Consider the following 21,798-nt stretch of genomic DNA (forward strand, 5'->3'; position numbering starts at 1 on the left):
CGGGCATGACGGTAAAACGACGATCCAACGTCCGAAATACGTGTCGTCGGGATTTTATTTGGAGCTGGTCCGCCAAGGCGACCACGCTCTCGTAAGCCGCATCGGGAACCACCATGGCTGGACATAGTCAGTTCAAGAACATCATGCACCGCAAGGGGAAGGTGGACGCGGTGCGGTCCAAGGTCTTCTCCAAGCTGGCGCGTGAAATCACCGTCGCGGCGAAGCTCGGCCTGCCGGACCCCAGCATGAATGCGCGGCTTCGCTCCGCCGTCTTGGCGGCGCGGGCCGAAAACATGCCCAAAGACAATATCGAGCGCGCCATCAAGAAGGCGGTCGGCGGCGAAGGGGATAATTTCGACGAGATCCGCTACGAGGGCTATGCGCCCGGCGGCGTCGCCGTCATCGTCGAGGCCCTGACCGACAATCGTAACCGGACCGCCGGCGAAATCCGCTCCTTCTTCACCAAATCCGGCGGTGCCTTGGCCGAGACGGGTGCAGTCTCGTTCATGTTCGATCGGATCGGCGTCATCGAATATGACACGGGTGTCGCGTCCGAAGACGCCATGATGGAAGCCGCGATCGAAGCCGGGGCGGATGATGCCGCCACGACCGAGGACGGCCATGAGGTCATCACCACGATCGAGGGCCTGAAGGATGTCGCAAAGGCCCTCGAGGACAAATTCGGCGAACCGCGCCGCACCGCCATGGTCTGGCGCCCGCAGAACACCATTCTGGTCGATGACGATGCCGGCGAGAAGATCCTCAAGCTGGTCGGCAACCTCGAAGACAACGACGACGTCCAGAAGGTCTATGCCAATTTCGAGATTTCCGACGCGCTGATCGCCAAGATGGAGGCGTGACCGACCACGGTCTCGGATCGTGCGGGGCCACTCGGATGCTGCCATGAGCAACGTCGTCCGCATTCTCGGCATCGACCCCGGCCTTCGCAACATGGGCTGGGGCGTCATCGACACCGAAGGATCGCGGCTGTCCTTCGTGGCCTGCGGCTCCATCCACCCGGCCCAGGATGCCCCGTTGAGTGAGCGGTTGCGGCAACTGCATGTTCAGCTCGCGGCCATCATCGAGACGCATCGGCCGGACGAGGCCGCAGTGGAGGAAACGTTCGTCAACCGCGATCCGCAAGGCACGCTGAAGCTTGGGCAGGCGCGAGGCATCGCGCTCGTGGTGCCGGCGCTGGCCGGTCTCACGGTCGCCGAATATTCGGCCAATCTCGTCAAGAAAACCGTGACGGGCACGGGTCATGCCGAAAAACAGCAGATCGGCATGATGCTGAAAGTGCTGCTGCCACGCAGCAACGCCACAAGCCCCGATGCGGCGGACGCGCTCGCGGTCGCCGTGACCCACGCCCAGCATCGCGCCTCCGCGGCCCTGGCGGCGCGACTCGGATTGAAAACGGCATGATCGGCAAGCTCAAAGGGACCGTCGACAGCCAAGGGACCGACTTCGTCATCCTCGACGTGCATGGCGTCGGCTACATCGTCTATTGCTCGACCCGGACCCTCAGGGCGTTGCCGCCGCCGGGAGAGGCCGCTAGCCTGGCGATCGACACCCAGATGCGCGAGGACATGATCCGGCTCTACGGCTTTGCGTCCGACCAGGAACGGGACTGGTTCCGCCTTCTACAAGGCGTGCAGGGCGTCGGCTCCAAAGTCGCACTGGCAATCCTCGGGGTGCTTCCGACGGGCGATCTGGCGCTGGCGATCGCGCGCGGCGACAAGACTGCCGTGGCGCGGAGCCCGGGCGTCGGACCGAAGCTCGCGGCTCGGATCGTGGCCGAACTCAAGGATAAGACCGCAACCCTCGGGGGTGGCGAAACGCCGGGAGAGGTCCTGGCATCGACACCGGCGCTTCCGCTCCAGGCCGACGACGCGGTCGCGGCTTTGGTCAATCTCGGCTATGGCCGGCCTCAGGTCATGGGAGCGGTCGCCGATGCCGTGAGCCTGCTCGGCGACGAGGCCGGAACCGCGGCCCTGATCCGTCACGGCTTGAAGCGCTTGTCGTCTTAGCCGACGTCTGGCCGCATGACGAACAAAGGCAGACAAGCCACGATCGTGGCTTGACGCCCTTCGTTCATCCTTCTTTGATGGTCACAAAGATAGGGAGGACCGATGTTCAAGCAACTGCTCACTCCGGTGAGCGACAGCCTCGTGCTGTCATTTCTCGTCGCGGCTATTCCGATCGCGATCGTCCTCGTCCTTCTCGGCATTTTGCGCCGACCCGCTTGGCAGGCTTGCGCGGCAGGGCTCGTCGCCGGCGTCCTGATCGCCGTCGGGATCTGGCAGATGCCATCGGGTCTCGCGCTTCGGGCCGTCGCCAACGGCACCGTCTTCGCGCTTTGGCCGATCATGTGGATCGTGGTCAATGCGCTGCTGCTCTACAACGTCGCAGTCGCATCGGGGCGATTCGAGAGTTTCCGTCGCTGGCTGATCGATCATTTGCCGAACGATCGCCGCGTCGTGCTCGTGGTAGTCGGCTTTTGTTTCGGCGCTCTGCTCGAAGGCATTGCCGGCTTCGGCACGCCGATCGCCATCACCAGCGCGCTGCTGATTCTAGTCGGGTTCGCGCCGCTCGAAGCCTTGACGTTCACGCTGATCTTCAACACCGCTCCGGTCGCGTTCGGCGCCTTGGGTGTGCCGATCACCGTCCTCGGCGCAGTGACACATTTGTCGGACGTAACGCTCGGCGCCATGGTGGGCCGTCAATTGCCGTTCATCGCGCTGATCCTGCCGTTCTACGTCATGTTGATCTATGGCGGGCGGCGGTCCGTTGCACAGCTCTGGCCCGTGCTCCTGGTGGCCGGCGGTGCCTTTGCGTTCGTGCAATATCTGACCTCGAACCATATCGACTACAAGCTGACGGACGTGCTCGCCTCCATGGGGTCGCTCATCGTGACGCTCTTGTTCCTGCAAGTTTGGAAGCCTGCCGTCGATCCGGCCTATGCGATTTCATCCGCCGCGATCGCCAAGGCGCCGCCAGTCGGATCGACCTGGGGCGGCTGGCTGCCCTGGATCGTGGTCTCGGTGGTGGTCATTCTCTGGACCACGCTGAAGGTCTTTCTCATCGGCGACACCAAGATCCCCTGGCCCGGCCTCGATAAGGCGATCTCGATCACGCTTTACAATGACGCGCCCTATGCGGCGGTCTGGGACTTTCAGCCGCTGGCGACCGGCACCGCGATCCTGCTGTCGACGATCATCACGGCGCTCATCGTGCGGTTGCCGTTCGGCACGTTCGTGGAACAGATCGGCATCACGTGGCGGCAGAGCCGCATCGCCATCCTCACGGTCGTGCTGATCCTCAGCCTCGCGTTCATCATGAACTACTCCGGCATGGCCTATACGCTCGGAAAAGCGGTCGCTTCGGTTGGTGTCATCTTCCCGCTTCTGTCGGCCTTCCTGGGCTGGATCGCGGTCTTTCTCTCGGGGAGCGACACATCGGGCAACGCGCTCTTCGGCAACCTTCAGGTCGTGGCCGCCAACCAGCTCGGCCTCAATCCGGTGCTAATCGCGGCCACCAATTCGTCGGGCGGTGTCATGGGCAAGATGATCTCACCGCAGAACATCTCAACCGGTGTCGCGGTCACCAACCTCAAGGGTCAGGAAGGTCTGGTGTTCGCCCGCACATTCAAGCACAGCATCTTTTTGACGCTGCTGCTCGGGGTTCTCGTCGTGGCGCAACAATACCTGTTTCCGTGGATGATCCCGAGCTAGGTCGGGAATCGTCCAAGGTGGCGTCAGGGCGGCGGGGGATCGCCGGCCTGCTCCTTCAACGCATAGACCTCGACGGGTTCGCCGACGCCGCGCAGCGGATACCGTCCCATCGGGTCGAGCCCCATGGCGCATTGCGCCATGGTCACGAAAGCACCGGAGAACAACACGTTCCGGTGCACCTCCTTGGTGAGGCTCTCGAGCCGTGCCGCGACATTGACGGCCGGCCCGATCACGGTGAAATCGAGCCGCGACCGGGATCCGATATTGCCATACATGACGTCGCCGACATGGATGCCGACGCCATAGCCCAGCGGATCGAGTCCCCGGGCCGCGCGATCGACGTTCAGCTCCTTCATGGCGAGCCGCGCCTCCGTCACGGCCATCAGCGCGTCGGCACAGGCCTCGGGCTTATCGAGCGGGAAGATCGCCAGCATCCCGTCGCCGATGAATTTCAGGATTTCGCCGCCATGCCGCTCGATCGGGACCGACATGGCGTCGAAATAATCGTTCAGCAGCGAGATCACGTCGTCGCGCGGCCAGAGTTCGGAGATGGACGTGAAGCCCCGCAGATCGCAGATCAGGATGACGGCGCTGACCGTGACGCCGCTACCGCGTCGCGTCGCGCCGGCGAGGATCTGTTCGCTCGCATGCGGCCCGACATAGGTTTCGAGCAGGGTGCGGGCGAAGCGGTTCTTCAGCCGGATTTCCGTCACCAGCGACAGGGCGGGCAGCAGGTCCGCCAATAACGCCAGTTCCTCCCCCGCAAAGCCACCTGGCCGATCCGAGGCGAAACTCACGACATGCCGCTGCCCTTGGGTGAAATCCATCGGCCATACGACGTAATCGGTATAGCCTTGCTGACGCAGGTCGGCGTAGATCGGAAAGGCATCTTCGTCGTCCGTATCCATGGCGTCGAGCCGGTTGCGGACTTCGTTGGACCCGTCATAGAGCGCCTTGATGGGACTATTCAGAAACTGCGGCGTCTCCATCGCCTGATAGTCGATCCGCTGCAGCTTGGCTTCCGCCATGCCGGGTTTCCAGAGAAACGAGGCGCCGCTCCATTGCGGATGATGGATACGCAGATGCAGGGTCGCCCGCGCGATCATGATGCCGTCGGCTCGAAGCCGGGCGCAGAATTCCACGAAGATGTTGTCGAGAAACCGCTCGTCCCGCGTGCCGCCCACCAGCCAATCGAGAATGGTGGTCCGACGCAGCGGCCAGTTGCCGGCCATGATCGACGCAGGATCGTGAGAGTCAGAAGGGGTCGAAGTCATCGAAGAGCTTTCGTTCGCGACGATGAGCGCCGTCGGTAGCGCTTTGTGGCCTGTTCGCGTTCTGACATCTTGCACGGATGGGCGATCGGTCGCTACCTCCAGCTCCGAGAGGCGACCAGCGACGGAGATGATGATCGAATGACGGGATCAAAGACGCTCGGCCTCGTCTTGGCGGGCGGCGCGGCACTGCGGATGGGCGGCGGCGACAAACCCTTGCGCCGCCTCGGCAACCAAACCATTCTGCAGCGCATCCTCGACCGGTTTGCCGGACAGGTCGACGGCATCATCCTCAGCCTCAACGGAGATCCGAAGCGGTTCGCGACATTCGGGTTGACGACCGTGCCGGACACCCTCGAAGAGGCGGCCGGCCCGTTAGCCGGCATTTTGGCCGGCCTCGATTGGGCGGCGTCTTGTCGACCGGACGTCGCACTGGTGGCCAGCGTGGCCGGCGATGCGCCGTTTCTGCCGCGCGATCTCGTCATCGGGCTCGAGCGCGAACGCGCGTCGACCGGCGCGACGATTGCCTGCGCCGAATCGGGAGGTCGGATGCATCCGGTCAATGCTCTCTGGCCGGTGTCGCTTCGTCACGATCTCCGCCGCGCCATGCGGGACGACGGAATGCGGAAGGTCGGCCTTTATTGTCAGCAACGCGGCGTCGTTCGGGTGCCTTGGAGCACCGATCCGGTCGACCCGTTCTTCAATGTCAACGAACCGGCAGATCTCGCGGAAGCCGAGCGTTTGATCACGCGCCTCGCCGGTCAGAACAGGGCCGTATAGGGCAGGAAACCAACCCGGTCGCCGACTTCCACCGCGAGGGTCGTCTCGTGCAGTTCGACGAAGCCGTCCGTCTCGGTCAGCGACGTGATGATGCCGCTGCCGTCCGCCGGATGTTTCACGGCTTCGAGCCCGAACGGACCGAGGCGCAGTCGCGCCCGCAGATAGTCGCGGCGACCCCCTGGCTTGCGATGCGAAAAGCCCGCGCGCACCTCGAAGGGCAACGCCGGATCACGGCTCTCGCCGGACAGACAGGCCAGCGCGACACGGCCAACTTGGGTGAAGGTCACGAAAGCTGCGACGGGATTGCCCGGTAAACCAATAAACGGCACGCCTTTGACGACCCCCATGGCGAGCGGGCGCCCGGGCTTGAGGGCGAGGCGCCAGAAAATCAGCGATCCCGCCTCCGCCACGGCGGCCCGAACGTGGTCCTCCTCCCCGGCCGACACGCCGCCCGACGTGATCAGAAGATCATGCGAGGCGGCGGCCTCATGCAGAGCAGCCGCCACCGCATCGCGACGGTCGGGCAGAATACCAAGATCATGGACATCGGCGCCGCATCGGACCAGCAGCGCCAGCAGCATGGCGCGGTTTGCGTCATAGACCTGACCGCGCCTCAGCGCGACGCCAGGAGGCACCACCTCGTCACCTGTCGAAAACAGGGCGACGCGGAGGCGCCTCCGCACCGTGACGTCGGGCTTGCCGAGGGCCGCCATCAAAGCGATCTCGGCCGGGCCGAGGCGTCGTCCCGCGGTCAGCACGGTAGCGCCGTAGGCCATGTCTTCACCAGCGAGCCGCCGATTGGCGCCCTTCTGCAAGCCGGACGAAATCGTCACTTCGCCCTGCTCGAAAGCCACGTCTTCCTGCATCGCGATCGTGTCGAACCCTTCAGGAACAGGCGCGCCCGTGAAGATCCGCACCGCGCCACGCGCGCCGTCGAGCCGGACGGCTGGCCCGCCGGCGGCTTGCCGCCCGAGCAGCCGCAACGGCGTCGTGGTATCGGGGTCGAGATCGGCAAAGCGGACCGCGTAACCATCGACGGCGGCATTGTCGAAGGGTGGCACATCGAGCGACGCGACGACATCGGCCGCGAGGATGCGTCCGTCGGCCAAGCCAAGCGCGATCGTCTCCATGCCGGTCGCAGGGCTCATGCGGTCGCCGATGAGCGCCCGGGCCTCGGAGACCGTGAGCGACTCGCCCGAATAGGCGAAACAGTCGTTTGCGAGTTGAGCCATCGACCACCCATCCTGTGCCGTCCGTTCCGACACCTGATCGTCACGCTCCCGTTCTGATCGGCTTCGTTCCGAGGCGTCAAGCGCGGCATGACCGAGCAGCCGGTTGTTCGGAGATGGACGTCCCAGAGGCTTGTCGTCCGTGCCACGGCTCGGCGGCGGCTGACCTCGACGATGGACGACCGCTAAATCTTGGCCGCGAGGGCCGTTTTGCAGAAGGCGAGTCGTCTAAGAAGTCGCGACCGTTCCGCTTCTTCGCAGCGGTCGAGCGCCATCTGGGCGCAGCCGAGTTGGAACGCCAGATAGGCGATGCGGTAGAAGTGTAGCATCGAGGCATCGATCGGCTCGCCTTTGGCGGAGGCGATCTGATCGCAAACATCCGCCTGTTGGTCGGGCGACAATCCCCACTCGACGCTTGCGCCCGCAATGTCCCATTCGACCGGCTGGCAGCCGATGAGATCATGCGCCGCATGGTGGTCAAGCGCGTCGGTCTTGAGCAACGTGCCATCCGGCGCTTGCAGCCATTCCCAAAGCTGCAGCCGCCCATCCACCGCGATGCGAGCAAGGCGAGGTGCAAAACGATGCAGCGTCCGCTCCCATCGGTCGAGCCCGGCGGCGGCGACATGGCCGAGACCTTCCGCGATATTGTGGCGCGCCATCGACAAGAGCGTCTCGAGCGACGCGCCGCTGTCCGGCGCGGCCGGGAAGGCGCCAACGCGAAACGCCAGATAGGTGGCGAGCCGGTGCGGCATGTCCTGCTGGAACTGGTCCACGCTTTCGACCGGCCGACAATCATCCCGCCAGGGCTCGACCAGAAACCCGTGCCGCCAACCCAGCGGCTCGATGCCGAATCCAGCCCGGCCCAGCGCGCGGGCCATCTCGAGCTTCCGCAGCCCCATGGTGCCGAGGCCGACGAACCGCAGCAGAAACGTGCCGCGCGCCGTCGTGAGGAGAAATTTCAGCGCCTCGCTCTGGGCATCGACGGGAGGCCATACCGGCGCGCGCGGCAGAAGCTGTTGTCGCCACCAACCGCCCGACACATTCTTGACCGGCAGCAGCGCGGGGCCGATCAGGTCATAGGCCCAATGCCCGATGCGCTGCTCGATCCGGGCCGTCGGTCCCGTCAGACGATCGAACGGGAGAGTCAGCCGACGGCTCACGCCCCATCGCGCCCGATGCGCCGGACTGGCCTCCGGGCCGAGATCCCCCGCGTGGCTCGGAAAGAAAACGACATCGGACCCCGCGATACCCTGACGGTCGAGCCTGTCGGCGACCGCGCCGAAGGTCGATCCCGAAAGGCCGGGGCCTTCGTCGACAATCGCATGAAGCGCGCGGGGATTGCCGACGAGCGCGGCATCGAGTTTCGAGTCGAGTTGCAGTGTCCGGGCAAAGGGAGGACCGACCGGGCGGATCGTGACGGGAGCCGGGGCATCCAGGGCCGATGCCACCATGGCCGATAGCGTCGTTCCGATGGACCGGATGCCGATCACCACGGCGGCGGTCGAGCCGGGTCGCTCTGCCGAGACCGCGCGGGCCGCCATCCAATAAGCCTCGGGGTAGACGGCATAATGCGCAAACCCCTCGGGGGTCTTGATCGCGAGCGGTTCGCCCGACACCCCGAGGGCGCTAAGGGCCGCCGAGGTCGGAATCGGGCCGAATGTGGCAAAACCGCTGTCCCAGGATCGACCGACCACCGACGCCAGCACGAGGGTGAGCGCCATGGCGGCTGACGGAAGCGGAGCGATCCCATCCGCTCCAGCTTCGGCGGCGGCCGCATCGGCAAGCCCTTGAACCAGTTCTCCCGCTTCGATCAAAGCCGCCACCAACAGGCCATGACGATCGAGCCCCCGTGGCGCCAGCGAGGCCTGCCGCAGAAGATCGTCGATCGTCTCGATTTTGCGGCGTCCGCCTTCGCGCCGAATCTGGTCGCCATAGACGATCATGCGTCGAGCCCCCACACATTGCTTTGGGAGCGACGCGTGAGGCCAACAGCGAGCCAAGGCGTAAGTGTCGTCGGCTTTAAATCACGCAAACCGACATCCTGATCTCTCGCAGCGGATCATTAACATAGGATATCTACTTGTCTCCATTCGCGTTGCTTGAGTTCAAACAATTTGAAATCCCGCCAGACCGACCTACAATCCTTTCAGGCTCGAGGAGTTCGGATTTGGCACAAAAACAGGTGCGTGTTGGGATTGTCGGCGTGGGGAATTGCGCGTCGTCTTTCGTGCAGGGTCTCGAATATTACAAAAGCGCACAGTCGAACGAGCCTGTGCCTGGGCTGATGAATGTCGATGTCGGGGGCTATCACATCCGCGACGTGGTGGTTGCGGCAGCATTTGACGTCAATGCCGACAAGGTCGGTCGTGACGTCGCCGAGGCGGTTTTCGCAGCACCGAACAACACACAGGTGTTCTCCGCCGTGCCCACCACTGGCGTCACGGTTCGGCGAGGACCGACGATGGACGGGCTCGGCAAATATCTGCGCGACGTCGTGCGGGAGTCCGATCAGGATGCGGCGAACGTCACCGAGGCGCTGCGCGACTCGCGGGCCGACGTGTTGGTGTCTTATCTCCCGGTCGGGTCGCAGAAAGCGGCGGAGTTTTACGCCGAATGCGCGCTCGAAGCGGGCTGCGCCTTCGTGAACTGCATGCCGGTGTTCATCGCCTCGAATCCCGCTTGGGAGAAGCGCTTCGCCGATCGCAATTTGCCGATCATCGGTGATGACATCAAAAGCCAGGTTGGCGCCACGATCATCCACCGGACGTTGGTCAATCTGTTTAAAGATCGCGGCGTTCGGCTGGATCGGACCTATCAATTGAACTTCGGCGGCAATACCGATTTTCAAAATATGCTGGAACGCGAGCGTCTCGAGTCCAAGAAGATCTCGAAAACACAAGCGGTCTCGAGCCAATTCGACGTCCCGCTTGATGCCGAAAACATCCATGTCGGACCAAGCGATCATGTGCCGTGGCTCACGGATCGCAAATGGGCTCACATTAGGCTCGAAGGCACCGCCTTCGGCGGTGTCCCGCTTAATGTCGAACTCAAGCTGGAAGTGTGGGATTCGCCCAATTCAGCCGGTATCGTCATCGATGCGGTGCGCTGCGCGAAGCTGGCGCTCGACCGGGGCATCGGCGGCGCGCTGATCGGTCCATCGAGCTATTTCATGAAGTCCCCGCCGCAGCAATTCACCGACACCGAGGCGCATGACCGAACCCAGGCGTTCATGGCCGGCGAGCACGCCTGAACCGCAACAAACGCTCGACCTGCCGATTATCCTGCGACGTAACCGAGGGGAATGCGCGTGGATCTTAACGGGTGTCATAACCATCGGAACCATGCGGGATGACCCGGGTCTATCTCGTCCGTCATGGCGTGCATGATCTCGTCGGCAAGGTTTTGGCGGGCCGTATGGACGACGTGCCGTTGAACGAGGCGGGACGACAACAAGCGAGCGCGCTTGCTGCTTTTTTCGCAGATCGCCACATCGGGCGTCTCGCATCGAGCCCGATGCTACGATGCCAGCAGACCGGGGAGCCGATCGCGACCACGATCGGCCGATCGATGGAGACGATCGAGGCGCTGAACGAGATCGATTGTGGCGACTGGACAGGTCAGACGTTCACCGATCTCGACAAGGATCCGCGCTGGCACGATTGGAATGCCGAACGCAGCCGTGCTGGCATGCCGAATGGCGAGACGATGCTGGCGGTGCAAACCCGCGTCATGACGCTGATCGACACGCTCGCGATGGACGATAGCGCTCCCATGGTGCTCGTCAGCCATAGCGACGTGGTCAAAGCGATCGTCATGGCGCTGCTGACCGCTCCTCTCGACCATCATGATCGTCTGACCATCGATCCGGCCTCCGTGACGACGCTCGATCTCTGGCCCGGCGGCGGCAAGATCGTCCGGCTCAACGAGGCCGTGCCGCAGGGAGTAGCGGCGTGAAGATCGTCGTGTTCGGCCTTGCCATCTCATCATCCTGGGGCAACGGTCATGCGACACTGTGGCGTGGGCTGGTCAAGGCTCTGACGCGGAGAGGCCACCACATCGTGTTCTTCGAACGCGACGTCCCCTATTACGCGCTCAACCGCGATGTCGAGAGCATCGCGGGCGGAGCGCTGGTGCTTTATCCCGACTGGGCCGCGATCGACCTGCGCGCCCGGCGCGAGGTGGCCGAGGCCGATGTCACCATCGTGACATCCTACTGCCCCGATGCGGCCGCGGCGGAACGCCTGGTGCTCGACGCGCCCGGCGCGCTCCGTGTCTTCTACGATCTCGATACACCCGTGACCTTGGCGAATCTCGCTGGCGATGCGCGGCCCGCCTATGTGAGCGCGCGCGGCTTCGCCGATTACGACCTCGTGCTGAGCTATACGGGCGGGCGGGCGCTGGATGAGCTCCGCGATCGCCTCGGGGCGCGCCGCGTTGCGCCGCTCTACGGCCATGTCGACCCTGACGTGCACCGGCCGGTTGCGCCAGAGCCGCGCTTCGCATCCGCGCTGTCGTATCTCGGGACCTATGCGGCCGATCGGCAAGCGACCCTCGACAGGCTCTTCATCGAGCCGGCGCGTCGACGGCCACAAGAGCGGTTCGCGATCGGCGGCGCTCAATATCCCGCCGAATTTCCCTGGACCGACAACATCTTCTTTGTCCGTCATCTGTCACCGCCCGATCACCCGGCCTTCTTCGGGTCCGGCCGGATCACGCTGAACGTCACTCGCGCCGCGATGGCCTCCATGGGCTGGTGTCCTTCGGGTCGCCTGTTCGAGGCGGCCGCCTGCGGCACCGCGATTCTGACTGACGCATGGGAAGGACTCGACGCCTTTTTCGCGCCCGGCGAGGAGTTGCTGGTCGGTACCACGACGGACGACGCGCTGGCGGCGCTAGCGCTGAGCGATGCCGAGATCCACCGCATCGCCAAGGCCGGGCGCGACAGGGTTCTGGCCGACCATACGTCCGCGCATCGCGCGCGAGACTTTGAGGCGGCGATCGCGGTCGCGCGGGCCGCCCCCACACCCTTCGCAAGGGAGGCGTGAGCGTGTGGGGCATCATTCCGGCGGCCGGGCGCGGCAGTCGCATCCAACCGCTCGCCTTCTCGAAGGAGTTGCTGCCGGTCGGCAGCCGTCTCGACGACGGGATCGAGCGGCCCTGCGCCGTCAGCGAATATCTGATCGACCGCATGGTGGCGGGGGGCGCCGACAAGCTGTGCTTCGTCATCTCGCCCGGCAAGTCCGACATTCTTGCCTATTACGGCGGAGGATATGGGGCGACGCCGATCGCCTATGTGGTGCAGCCGCAGCCGAGCGGCCTCTGCGATGCGGTGTTCCGTGCCTGCCCGCTTGTCGCGGCAGATGAGGCCGTCGTGGTCGGCCTCCCCGACACGGTGTGGTTTCCCACCGACGGGTTCGCGGCGCTGCCGGATGACGGGCTGACGTTCCTGCTCTTTCCCGTGAACCACCCCGAGTTTTTCGACGCCGTCTTGATCGACGGCATCGATACCGTGATCGAAATTCAGGTGAAACGGCCTGATGCGACGTCGAATTGGATATGGGGCGGCTTCAAGATGCCGGGATCGGTGCTCCATGCCCTGCATCGGCTGTGGCTCGATCGTGGCCGCACGGACGAATATTTCGGGACACTCGTCAACGCCTTTCTGGCCGCAGGGGGCACGGCGCGTGGCATCAAGGCCGGGCAGGCCTATGTTGATGTCGGGACGCTGAACGGTTATCGAGCCGCCTTGAGCCTGCTGGCCGACCAGGCGCCGCTCGTGCGCGAGGCGGCGCCACAGAATTTCCACCCCGATCCTGCGGCGCATCGCGCCGCAGCAGCAGAGGCGCCATGACAACCATCGCTCCGCCCCTGACGGATGACGACATCCGCGATCGCCTTCAGCAGCTCGGCCCGTGGTTTCACAATATGAAGATCCACGGCATCTGGACGGCGCCCGACCACTTTCTCGGTGATTACCCGAACGTGAAGTTCAAGGGTTTCGCGCAGGCGATCCCGTCCGACCTCACCGGCAAGAGCGTCCTCGATATCGGCTGCAACGGCGGCTTCTACGCGATCGAGATGAAGCGCCGGGGTGCCGACCGCGTGCTCGGCATCGATTTTGACGACGATTACCTCGCTCAAGCGCGCTTTGCGGCCGACGCCAATGGCCTCGACATCGAATTCCGGAAAATGTCGGTCTACGATCTCGGCACGCTCGGCGAGCGTTTCGACGTCGTGATCTTCATGGGGGTTCTCTATCACCTCCGCCATCCGCTGCTGGCACTCGACATTATCCATGACACGGTCGCCAAGGATCTGCTCGTGTTCCAGTCCTTGCAGCGGGGCTCCGAGCAGGTCGACGTGATCGCCGAGGATTACGATTTTTGGGACCAGCAGCATTTCGACAGCCCCGGCTACCCGAAGCTGCATTTCATCGAACATCGTTACTCCAACGATCCGACCAATTGGTGGGCACCGAACCGTGCCGCCTCCGCCGCGATGCTGCGGAGCGCCGGGTTCGAGATCGTGGCCCACCCTGAATCGGAAGTGTTCATCTGCCGCCGCGTGGAGATAGACACGCCCGGCGCCGTCTATCCCAGCAAGGAGGGTCGTCCGTGATCGAAGCCGCGATGATCTGGAACGAGCCGAACAACAAGTCCCATTGGGACCCGGCTATCGATCCCGACTGGAGCAAGTTCGCGGCCATGACGACGCTGGCCTGCCAAGCGATCCGGGCCGAGAATGCGACACTGCCACGCGTCCTCGGCGGCATGTCGCCGATCGACCCGACCTTCGTCCAAAATCTCGCCGGTCGCGGCGTGCTCGATCATCTCGACGCCCTTGCGGTGCATGGTTTTCCGCTCGATTGGAACCTCTGGCCGCTGGCCGAATGGCCACAGAAGATCGCCGAGATCCAGGCCGTGACGACCCTGCCGATTTGGGTCAGCGAAGTCGGGGTCTCGACGTTCGGGGCCGAGGAGGTGCAGGAATGGGGGCTGCGCCGGACGGCCGATCTGCTCAAGGGCAAGGCTCCGCGCATCCATTGGTACAGCCTCTACGATCTGCCGCGCGAGTGGGAAGCAACCACGCGCCATAAGGAAGCCGAAGGCTCGTCCTATTATCGGCATTTCGCCATGGGCATCCTGCGGCAGGACGGCACCCCGAAGCTGGCCGCCAAAGTGTTCGCGGATTGCACGCCCGACATGGGGCTGTGCCAGTGGTTCCATTATGAGGATCACCGCCTCGACGATGCGGTCGAGTGGATGAAACGGCTCGGCGTCACCTATATCCGCACCGGCCTATCCTGGGCTGATTCGTTCCGCCCCGACGCCAATCGCTGGTTCGATCGGCTGATGAACGCACTCGAGCCCTTCAACACGACCGTGACGTTCTGCTTCACGCCCGAACATCTCGGCATCGAGCCGCATCACACCAGCGCGCCGCGCGAACCAGAATTATTTGCGGAGTTCTGCGCCAGCATGGTGCGCCGCTATGTCGGCGCGGGCGCGACACCCGCGATCCCAACCATCGCACCGACGCGGGCTGCAGCGGCCTGATGGCCGGCCTCGGCACGCTCGGGAGCCAATGGGCAACCCGAACCGTGCTCGTGGTCGTGGCCCATCCGGACGACGAGGTGCTCGGTTGTGGTGCGCTGTTGGCACACCTCCCGGCCGCCAAGATCATCCATCTGACGGATGGCGCTCCACGCCATCAAGCCAATGCCATGCTGGCAGGTTTCGCGACGTCGGCCGATTATGCGACAGCCCGCCGCCGCGAGGCCGAGACAGCGCTCGCTCTGGTCGGCATCGGGCCCGATCAGATCGTGGCGCTCGGTTTCATCGACCAAGAGGTGTCGCTGAGCCTCGTCGAGGCGTCGCATGCTTTGTCGGAGCGCATCCGGCTCGCCGACATCGTCCTGACCCATGCCTACGAAGGCGGCCACTCCGATCATGACGCGACGGCCTTTGCGGTCCGGGCCGCGCATCGACTCGGCGGGTCGCAGGCCGCCGTATGGGAAATGCCATTCTATCATGCCGGGGCCGACACCTGGGTGCGGCAGCGTTTTCTCCCTGATCCCGCAGCCGAACCCGAGATCGTGCTGATGCTGACCAAGGAGGAACGGGAGCTCAAGCGGCGCATGCTGGCGGCCCATGGGAGCCAAGCCCGCACGGTGGCGTCTTTTTCGGTCGACGTGGAGCGGTTTCGTCCGGCCCGCATCTATGATTTTACCGCCCTGCCGCACACCGGCCCGCTGCTTTACGAACGCCATGGCTGGAACCTCACCGGCCCGCTCTGGATCGAGCGCGTTCGTGCCGCACTCCGCGCCCTTAAACCGCAATGATGGGCCGGCGGCTGACCGTGCTGAGCGTCGGATATCCGCTCGCACGCGTCTCGACCGCAAGCGCTGGCGGGGCGGAACAGATCCTCGCCTGTCTCGATCGCGCCATCGTAGCGGCAGGGCATCGCTCGATCGTGGTGGCGCCGGAGGGGTCGCTCATCTCGGGAGAGCTGCACCCGATCGAACCTCCGCGTGAACCATTCGACGACGCCGCCAAAGCGCTGGCGCAACGCCGCACCCGCGTCGCGATCGACACCGTGAGAGCGTTCGGGCGGATCGACGTCATCCACCTGCACGGCATCGACTTTCCGGCCTACCTGCCCGGCGCCGGGGTTCCGGTTCTCGCAACCTTGCATCTGCCGCCCGCTTGGTACCCGCCCGACGCGCTCGCGCCGATGCGGCCCGACACATGGCTAAATTGTGTGTCGGACAGCCAACACCAAACATGCCCGCCGAGCGGCGCGATGCTGCCGCCGATCCCCAACGGCATCGCGGTCGAGGCTTTCGCGGCGACGCGCCATCGCAAACGCGGCTTCGCGCTCTTCCTCGGCCGCATCTGTCCCGAAAAAGGCGTGCATCTCGCGATCGAGGCGGCCCGCCGCGCCGGTCTTCGCCTGGTGATCGCCGGCGAAACCTATCCCTATGCCGAGCACCAGTTTTACGTCGAGCGCGAAATCCGCCCGCAGCTCGGGCCATCGTGCCGGTTCATCGGCCCGGTCGGGTTTATGCGCAAACGCCGTCTGCTGGCAGCGGCGCAATGCCTTCTGGTCCCATCGTCGGCGGCCGAAACCTCGTCCCTGGTGGCGCGCGAGGCGGCCGCGAGCGGCACGCCGGTCATCGCCTTTCGGGTCGGCGCGATGGCCGAAACCGTGCGGGACGGGCAGACTGGTTTCCTGGTGGAGGATGTCGCCGCCATGGCGGCGGCGGCCCGTCAAGCCGTGAGCCTCGATCCAGACGCGTGCCGGGCGGTCGCCCGCGCGCATTTCTCCGACATCGCGATGACGGCCAACTATCTCGATCTCTACGCGCGGCTCGCCGATCCGGATCGGGCGGGGCGCCGCCCATGAAAGCGACACTGATGACGGACGGAGCGATGCTCGAGGCCATCGCCCCGGAGTGGGAGGCGCTCTGGCGGCGCGGGGGCGGCACGACGCCGTTCAGTTCCCCCGCCTGGCTGCTGCCCTGGTGGGAAGTCTTCAGGCCGGGCGACCTGTTCACGGTCGCGGTTCGGCACGACGATCGCCTCGTCGCGCTCGCGCCGCTTTATCGCGAGGATGGGCCCTGGGGTCGTCGCCTCCTGCCGCTCGGCATCTCGGTCAGCGATTACTCCGATGTGCTGATCGACCCCGAACATCGAGAGGCAGCCGGCTCAGCCCTGCTGGCCGTCCTGCATGACCATCATCCGCTATGGGACCTTTGGTCGGCCGAAGAAGCGCCACCGGATGCAGCGGTTTTGACGCTCCCCTGGGGGGCGAGTTGGACCGCGACGATCGAGCCGCACAGCGCCTGCCCGGTTCTGATGCTGCCCCGAACCGTCGCGGATTTGCCAGCCGCCGTCCCAGCCAGAACGATGCGAAAGTGGCGCATGGCTCAAAATCGGGTTGGTCGCCGGGCCTGGCGCATCGAGAGGGCCGAGCCGGGCCATTGGCGGCCCCTGCTGGACGACCTTTTCGCTCTGCACCAGCAACGCTGGATCGGCCGCAATCAGCCAGGCGTTCTCGCGGACGCGGATGTGCGCCGATTTCACCAGCGCGCCGTCCCGCGCCTGCTTGAGGCGGGCCTCCTTCGGCTGTCCCGGTTGAGCATCGACGATTGCGTGGCCGGCGCTTATTACGGCTTCGATCAGGGATTGCGGTCCTTCGCCTATATTGGCGGGTTCGATCCCGCCTTCGCGTTCGAGAGTCCTGGCACGATCTTGCTCGGTGCCGCGATCGAGGCCGCGACCCATCGCGGCGCAAGCGAATTCCATTTTCTGCGGGGCCAGGAACTCTACAAATACGGCTGGGGTGCCGTCGATCGTTGGAATCAGCGGCTCACGATCAAGGGCTGCGCATGACGGATGACGCACAGGATGGCCTGATCGCTCTTCTGCATGACGCGGCCGAAGCCGGCGCACCACCGACCATCGCGCTCATGCGCCTGTTGATCGAGGCACCGACCGAGATCGCCGCCAGACAGGCGATCGACCAAGCCCGCATGGTCGATCCTCGGATCGCGCTCGTGGCCTCCCTCTGGCGCGATTATCCCGAGGCATGGGCCAAGGTGCGCGGCACGGTCGACGATATCGCGCACCAGCATCAGGCCGAGACGCATGATGCCGTCCTGACCTACTGGGCCGCAACGTTCGACCACCTCGTCGAGGCATCGCCCGAGGCGAGCGTCGCGCTCTATAGCCTCGGCAGTCCTGCGCTGCTGGCCGTCGCGACCGACGAGATCGTGACCCTCATGCGCGACTGGGGCTTGCTGGGCCGCACGCGCGACGCGCTCGATCTCGGCTGCGGCATCGGCCGCTTCCTGGTGGCTCTCGCGCCGCATCTCAGACACATCACCGGGCTCGATCTCTCGGCCAAAATGGTGGCCGAGGCGAAACGCCGATGCGCCGCGCTACCGAATGTCACCATCACGCGATCGTCCGGGCGGGACCTCGATCTCGTACCGGACCAGAGCCTCGACCTGGTGTTGGCCGCCGACGTCTTGCCCTATCTGGTCCAGGCGAGCGATCGATTTGCGGCTGCCCATATCCATGGCATTGCCCGCACGCTGCGGCCCGGCGGCGCGGCCCTAATCCTCAACTACTCCTATCGCGGGGATCTCGAGGCTGATCGCCGCGATGTCGCGGCCTTGGCTGAGCGCAACGGTCTTGAGATCCGACGCAACGGAACACGGGATCTGACGTCCTGGGACGCTGCGGCCTTTCTGCTGCGCCGTCCCTAACGGCTGGGTTGGGGCAGGTTCTCGGTTGCGACACCGCGACCCAAGAAGCAAAGGCGCGGCGATCGGTGCTACTCTCAGGAACGCAGCGTCGTAGGCGCGGCGCTATTGAACGGCGATCGGCTCAGGGGCCGCGCGCTCGCCGACAATGACCTCCGGCGTGAGTCGATCGACGAAAAAAGCAATCGTGCGCTCGAGTCCCTCGTTCAAATCAACGGCAGGCGTCCAACCGAGCAGTGCTGTTGCGAGCGAGATGTCGGGCTTCCGGCGCTGCGGATCATCGACCGGTAGCGGCCTCTGGACGATGGTCGACCGTGCCTGGGTCATCCGCATCACCGTGGCGACAAGGTCCGCCACCGTCAGTTCATTGGGATTGCCAAGATTGACGGCGCCCTCGATAGCTCGCGGGTGATCGGCGAGCCGCCTCAAGCCATCGACGAGATCGGTCACGAAACAGAACGAACGCGTCTGCTGTCCATCGCCATAGAGCGTGATCTCACGTCCGGTCAGAGCTTGGCAGATCACGTTTGAGACCACCCGCCCATCTGAAATCTGCATGCGCGGGCCATAGGTGTTGAAGATGCGGGCCACCCGGACATCGACGCCATTATGCCGCTTGTAATCGAAACATAACGTCTCGGCGGCTCGCTTGCCTTCATCGTAACAGGCACGCGGTCCCGTCGGATTGACGTTTCCCCAATAGCTCTCGATCTGCGGATGCACGAGCGGGTCGCCATAGATTTCGCTGGTCGAGCATTGCAGAAAGCGCGCCGCATGTGTCTCGGCAAGCGCCAAAAGGCTGTTGGTGCCAACCACATTGGTCAACATCGTATGCTGCGGCTGCGCCTGATATTGGGGTGGAGAGGCCGCGCAAGCCGCGTTGATGATGAGGTCGATTGTCGCGCTTCTCGGCAGCATCGCTTGAGGGAGCGGGGCCGTAACGTCAGCTTCGACCATGTGAAATCGAGGATGTTGGGCGAATGATTCGAGATTATCGTGCGAGCCGGTTTGCATATTGTCCAGGCAGAGAACGCTTGCGCCGTCATCGAGATAGGCTTCACACAAATGCGAGCCGATAAATCCTGCTCCCCCCGTGATGAAAACAAGCCGGTCTTTGCCGTTCTTCATCCACCCATCCTCTTTCGGTCACGCGTATCGATGATGCTCAACTCCGCTGCTATGTGGAAGATGCTGCTCACGCGCGGTTTTTGTTTTGGCGGTGGGGACGAGCGTCTTTTCTCTCGACATGCTCGACGTTGTTTGGACACAACATCGGTCGCATCTTATAACCTATGTTGATGCTACGCGCGTGGAAGGTGAAGCGCCGCCGTGCTGCAGGATTGCGTCGAGCTCCGCTGCTCGGGCCGCGGCCGTGTGACGGGCCAAAATCTCGACGCGCGCGCTGGTACCGATCGCTTGTCGCGCAGCGTCATCGTCCATCGCGAGAACCGGGAGGACGTCATCGCCGCTCGCGGCCAAAATGATGCTCTCGCCAGGGGTGAAAACGGTTTCGATGCCGGGCCAAATGTCCGAAATGATGGGTGTCGCACAGGCGGCCGCCTCAAACAGGCGGACGCTCGGGCTATAGCCCCACTTCACCATCTGGTCGCGGGTGACATTCAACGTAAAACGGCTCGCTCCGTAAAATTCGGCATGATCCTGCGGCCCCACATGCTCGAACCTTTCGACATTAGCAGGCCAATCGATCGTCGCCGGATATTGCGGGCCTGCCACCACGAAGCGGAGATAGGGCGCGCGACGAGCGGGGTCCAGCAACAGGCGCTCGAGCACCGGCTGCCGGTCGTCGCTATAGGTGCCGAGGTAGGACAGATCCCAGCGCTTGGGCTCGGCGCGCGGCCCATAATGGTTGGGGTCGACGCAGCAATAGAGCGCGCGCGGGTCCGGCGACCCATAATGGTCCCGGAGGTGGTCGAGGATCGGTCCCCCTGTGAAGGACATGTAATGGTCGTAAGCCGGAATGGATGCTGCATCGAGGTAGGCGCAGGTGCCATTCTCGAGCGCCGCCAGCGTCACAGGCGTGTCGATGTCGTAGAAGGCGGTCGTGCCTTGCGCCACCTCGCGCACCCAGGCCCCGAGCGCGATCCCGTCCGGCACATAGGACCCGACCATAACGGCGTCGGCCGCGGCGACATCGGCCTGGTGGCGGTCGAGATCCTGCAGATCCTCGTAGAAGACGAGACGGCAGAAGGACGGATCAGCCAGATCGCGTGCTTGTCCCGAATACCAGGGCACGTTTCGTTCGAAGAACACGATATCGTGCCCGCGCGCCGCAAAGGCCTTCAGCAATGACCGATATGTGGTGGCGTGGCCGTTGCCCCACGAGGACGAGAGGCTGAGGCCGAAAACCACGAGCCTCATCGGGGCATCGCAAAAGCGCTGGCCCGCTCGGCTTTTTGCACGGCTTCGGCCTTCAGGATGATGTCGACCAGCGCACCGCGCCGCTCGTAGGTGTGGTCCTTCAGAATGCGGAGCCGGGAGGCTTCGCCGATGGCGCGCGCCCGCTCCGGCGTCAGACCAGCCACGAGCTCGGCGACGTCGTGACCGTCCCGCGCCACCAGAACCTCCGCATTCTCCTTGAGAAACATATCGATACCGACCCAGGCATCGGTGATTAGGCACGCGCCGGCGCCTGCCGCCTCGAAGACCCGCGTGGCCGGCGAATAGCCGACCGATGCCATGGAGTCGCGGGCGATGTTGAGGACCGCAAGCGGTGATGTGTTGAAGGCATTATGCTCGCGCGTATAGACATGCCCGACATGGCGGACGTTGGTCGGCATCGCCTTGTCGTGCCAGCCGTTGCCGCCGATCAGAAAGGCACGATCCGGCAGCGCGGCGGCAGCCTTTAAAAAGAACTCCTCGACGCGCGCCTCGCGATCCGGAAGGCGATTGCCCAGGAAGGAGAGGTCCGCGCTGAACCGCTCCTCGCCCGGAACCGGATGGTGGGTGCTAGCATCGAGCGCGTTGTAGATGGGAATACAGCGCGCCGCGCCCATCGCCTCATAGGCTTCGATCACCGGCGGGCCGCCGCCATAGGTGAACACGAGGTCGAGATCCGGCAGAATCCGATGCATCGGATGATCGGGATGCTGCCGCAACTCGGCGAGGGTTGCGGGAGCATCGACGTCCCAGAAGATCCGGATGGCATCCGGACGGGCGTGACGCATGACACCCTCGAGCAACGCATCGTCGAAGACCCCGACGCCGCTCGCCTTGACCACGACATCGGCCTCTGCGGCCTCCGCCATCACGATGCGGGCCGCCTCGATCGTTGCGGGATAGACCACCACATGGGCCCAGGTCGGCGGCTCGATGTCGCGATGCTGCTGCCGCTCGAACGCATCCGGTTCGTAGAACGTGACCGCGTAGCCGCGCCGCGCCAAATCGCTGATGATGCCGCGATAATAGGTGGCGGCCCCGTTCCAATAAGACGACAGCAGACTTGACCCATAAAACGCGATCTTCATCGATACGACTTTCTCGGCTTGCGGGAGGCGACC

General features: G+C 64.4%; 21 protein-coding genes. 15 read left to right on the plus strand and 6 right to left on the minus strand.

What is annotated here, in order from left to right:
• Nucleotides 1-113 precede the first annotated feature (113 nt).
• The 4 genes from LGH83_RS12720 (at nt 114) to LGH83_RS12735 (ending at nt 3,731) form a co-directional block, all read left to right on the plus strand.
• Nucleotides 114-860, plus strand: a complete 747-nt coding sequence (locus LGH83_RS12720) for a YebC/PmpR family DNA-binding transcriptional regulator (protein ID WP_131114069.1) — start codon at nt 114-116, stop codon at nt 858-860.
• A 43-nt stretch (nt 861-903) separates the two neighbouring features.
• Nucleotides 904-1,422, plus strand: coding sequence for a crossover junction endodeoxyribonuclease RuvC (gene ruvC / locus LGH83_RS12725; protein ID WP_227398990.1), 519 nt, complete (start codon nt 904-906; stop codon nt 1,420-1,422).
• Nucleotides 1,419-2,027 (plus strand): Holliday junction branch migration protein RuvA, encoded by a 609-nt coding sequence (gene ruvA / locus LGH83_RS12730; protein ID WP_227398991.1) that lies wholly within the window; start codon nt 1,419-1,421, stop codon nt 2,025-2,027. The genes ruvC and ruvA overlap by 4 nt, the downstream gene beginning before the upstream one ends.
• A 102-nt stretch (nt 2,028-2,129) precedes the next feature.
• Nucleotides 2,130-3,731: an L-lactate permease gene (locus LGH83_RS12735; RefSeq protein WP_227398992.1), complete on the plus strand. Its 1,602-nt coding sequence runs from the start codon at nt 2,130-2,132 to the stop codon at nt 3,729-3,731.
• 23 nt (nt 3,732-3,754) lie between these two features.
• On the opposite strand, the gene LGH83_RS12740 is transcribed toward LGH83_RS12735, so the two are convergent.
• A complete protein-coding gene (locus LGH83_RS12740; RefSeq protein ID WP_413771043.1) occupies nt 3,755-5,005 on the minus strand; it encodes an adenylate/guanylate cyclase domain-containing protein in 1,251 nt (416 codons plus the stop codon).
• 138 nt (nt 5,006-5,143) lie between these two features.
• On the opposite strand from LGH83_RS12740, the gene mobA reads away from it, so the two are divergent.
• Nucleotides 5,144-5,782 (plus strand): molybdenum cofactor guanylyltransferase MobA, encoded by a 639-nt coding sequence (mobA, locus tag LGH83_RS12745; protein WP_227398994.1) that lies wholly within the window; start codon nt 5,144-5,146, stop codon nt 5,780-5,782.
• Here the strand turns inward: mobA and glp are convergent.
• Together glp and LGH83_RS12755 are read right to left on the minus strand one after the other, a co-directional pair.
• Nucleotides 5,764-7,014 (minus strand): gephyrin-like molybdotransferase Glp, encoded by a 1,251-nt coding sequence (glp, locus tag LGH83_RS12750; RefSeq protein WP_227398995.1) that lies wholly within the window; start codon nt 7,012-7,014, stop codon nt 5,764-5,766. The two genes, mobA and glp, sit on opposite strands and share 19 nt — an antisense overlap.
• Nucleotides 7,015-7,196: 182 nt before the next feature.
• Nucleotides 7,197-8,954: a hypothetical protein gene (locus LGH83_RS12755; protein ID WP_227398996.1), complete on the minus strand. Its 1,758-nt coding sequence runs from the start codon at nt 8,952-8,954 to the stop codon at nt 7,197-7,199.
• 224 nt (nt 8,955-9,178) lie between these two features.
• Here LGH83_RS12755 and LGH83_RS12760 point away from each other — a divergent pair, with 224 nt between their 5' ends.
• From LGH83_RS12760 to LGH83_RS12805, 10 genes are all read left to right on the plus strand, one after another.
• Nucleotides 9,179-10,261 (plus strand): inositol-3-phosphate synthase, encoded by a 1,083-nt coding sequence (locus tag LGH83_RS12760; RefSeq protein ID WP_227398997.1) that lies wholly within the window; start codon nt 9,179-9,181, stop codon nt 10,259-10,261.
• Between the two features lie 98 nt (nt 10,262-10,359).
• Nucleotides 10,360-10,965: a histidine phosphatase family protein gene (locus LGH83_RS12765; protein ID WP_227398998.1), complete on the plus strand. Its 606-nt coding sequence runs from the start codon at nt 10,360-10,362 to the stop codon at nt 10,963-10,965.
• Entirely contained in the window at nt 10,962-12,056 is a 1,095-nt protein-coding gene (locus LGH83_RS12770; RefSeq protein ID WP_227398999.1) for a glycosyltransferase, read from the plus strand. Before LGH83_RS12765 ends, LGH83_RS12770 begins: the two co-directional genes overlap by 4 nt.
• Nucleotides 12,057-12,058: 2 nt before the next feature.
• Entirely contained in the window at nt 12,059-12,862 is an 804-nt protein-coding gene (locus tag LGH83_RS12775; RefSeq protein WP_227399000.1) for a nucleotidyltransferase family protein, read from the plus strand.
• Nucleotides 12,859-13,629, plus strand: coding sequence for a TIGR04290 family methyltransferase (locus LGH83_RS12780; RefSeq protein ID WP_227399001.1), 771 nt, complete (start codon nt 12,859-12,861; stop codon nt 13,627-13,629). The genes LGH83_RS12775 and LGH83_RS12780 overlap by 4 nt, the downstream gene beginning before the upstream one ends.
• Nucleotides 13,626-14,567 carry a beta-xylosidase gene (locus LGH83_RS12785; RefSeq protein WP_227399002.1) on the plus strand — a complete coding sequence of 314 codons (942 nt, stop codon included), beginning with the start codon at nt 13,626-13,628 and terminating at the stop codon, nt 14,565-14,567. Before LGH83_RS12780 ends, LGH83_RS12785 begins: the two co-directional genes overlap by 4 nt.
• Nucleotides 14,567-15,352, plus strand: a complete 786-nt coding sequence (locus LGH83_RS12790) for a PIG-L deacetylase family protein (protein WP_227399003.1) — start codon at nt 14,567-14,569, stop codon at nt 15,350-15,352. Before LGH83_RS12785 ends, LGH83_RS12790 begins: the two co-directional genes overlap by 1 nt.
• Before the next feature lie 17 nt (nt 15,353-15,369).
• Nucleotides 15,370-16,416, plus strand: a complete 1,047-nt coding sequence (locus LGH83_RS12795; RefSeq protein ID WP_227399004.1) for a glycosyltransferase — start codon at nt 15,370-15,372, stop codon at nt 16,414-16,416.
• Entirely contained in the window at nt 16,413-17,405 is a 993-nt protein-coding gene (locus LGH83_RS12800; RefSeq protein WP_227399005.1) for a GNAT family N-acetyltransferase, read from the plus strand. The genes LGH83_RS12795 and LGH83_RS12800 overlap by 4 nt, the downstream gene beginning before the upstream one ends.
• On the plus strand, nt 17,402-18,283 hold the full coding sequence (locus LGH83_RS12805) for a class I SAM-dependent methyltransferase (RefSeq protein WP_227399006.1): 882 nt from the start codon (nt 17,402-17,404) through the stop codon (nt 18,281-18,283). Before LGH83_RS12800 ends, LGH83_RS12805 begins: the two co-directional genes overlap by 4 nt.
• A gap of 102 nt (nt 18,284-18,385) precedes the next feature.
• Here LGH83_RS12805 and LGH83_RS12810 read toward each other — a convergent pair whose 3' ends face one another.
• The 3 genes from LGH83_RS12810 to LGH83_RS12820 form a co-directional block, all read right to left on the minus strand.
• Nucleotides 18,386-19,408 (minus strand): UDP-glucuronic acid decarboxylase family protein, encoded by a 1,023-nt coding sequence (locus LGH83_RS12810; RefSeq protein WP_227399007.1) that lies wholly within the window; start codon nt 19,406-19,408, stop codon nt 18,386-18,388.
• A gap of 162 nt (nt 19,409-19,570) precedes the next feature.
• Complete coding sequence (locus LGH83_RS12815) at nt 19,571-20,659, minus strand: glycosyltransferase (RefSeq protein ID WP_227399008.1); 1,089 nt, start codon at nt 20,657-20,659, stop codon at nt 19,571-19,573.
• The gene (locus LGH83_RS12820; protein WP_227399009.1) at nt 20,656-21,765 is read right to left on the minus strand and encodes a glycosyltransferase; all 1,110 of its coding nucleotides are present in this window, start codon (nt 21,763-21,765) and stop codon (nt 20,656-20,658) included. The genes LGH83_RS12815 and LGH83_RS12820 overlap by 4 nt, the downstream gene beginning before the upstream one ends.
• Nucleotides 21,766-21,798: the final 33 nt, after the last annotated feature.

The organism is Lichenihabitans sp. PAMC28606, assembly GCF_020616535.1.
GTDB classification, from domain to species: Bacteria; Pseudomonadota; Alphaproteobacteria; order Rhizobiales; family Beijerinckiaceae; genus Lichenihabitans; species Lichenihabitans psoromatis.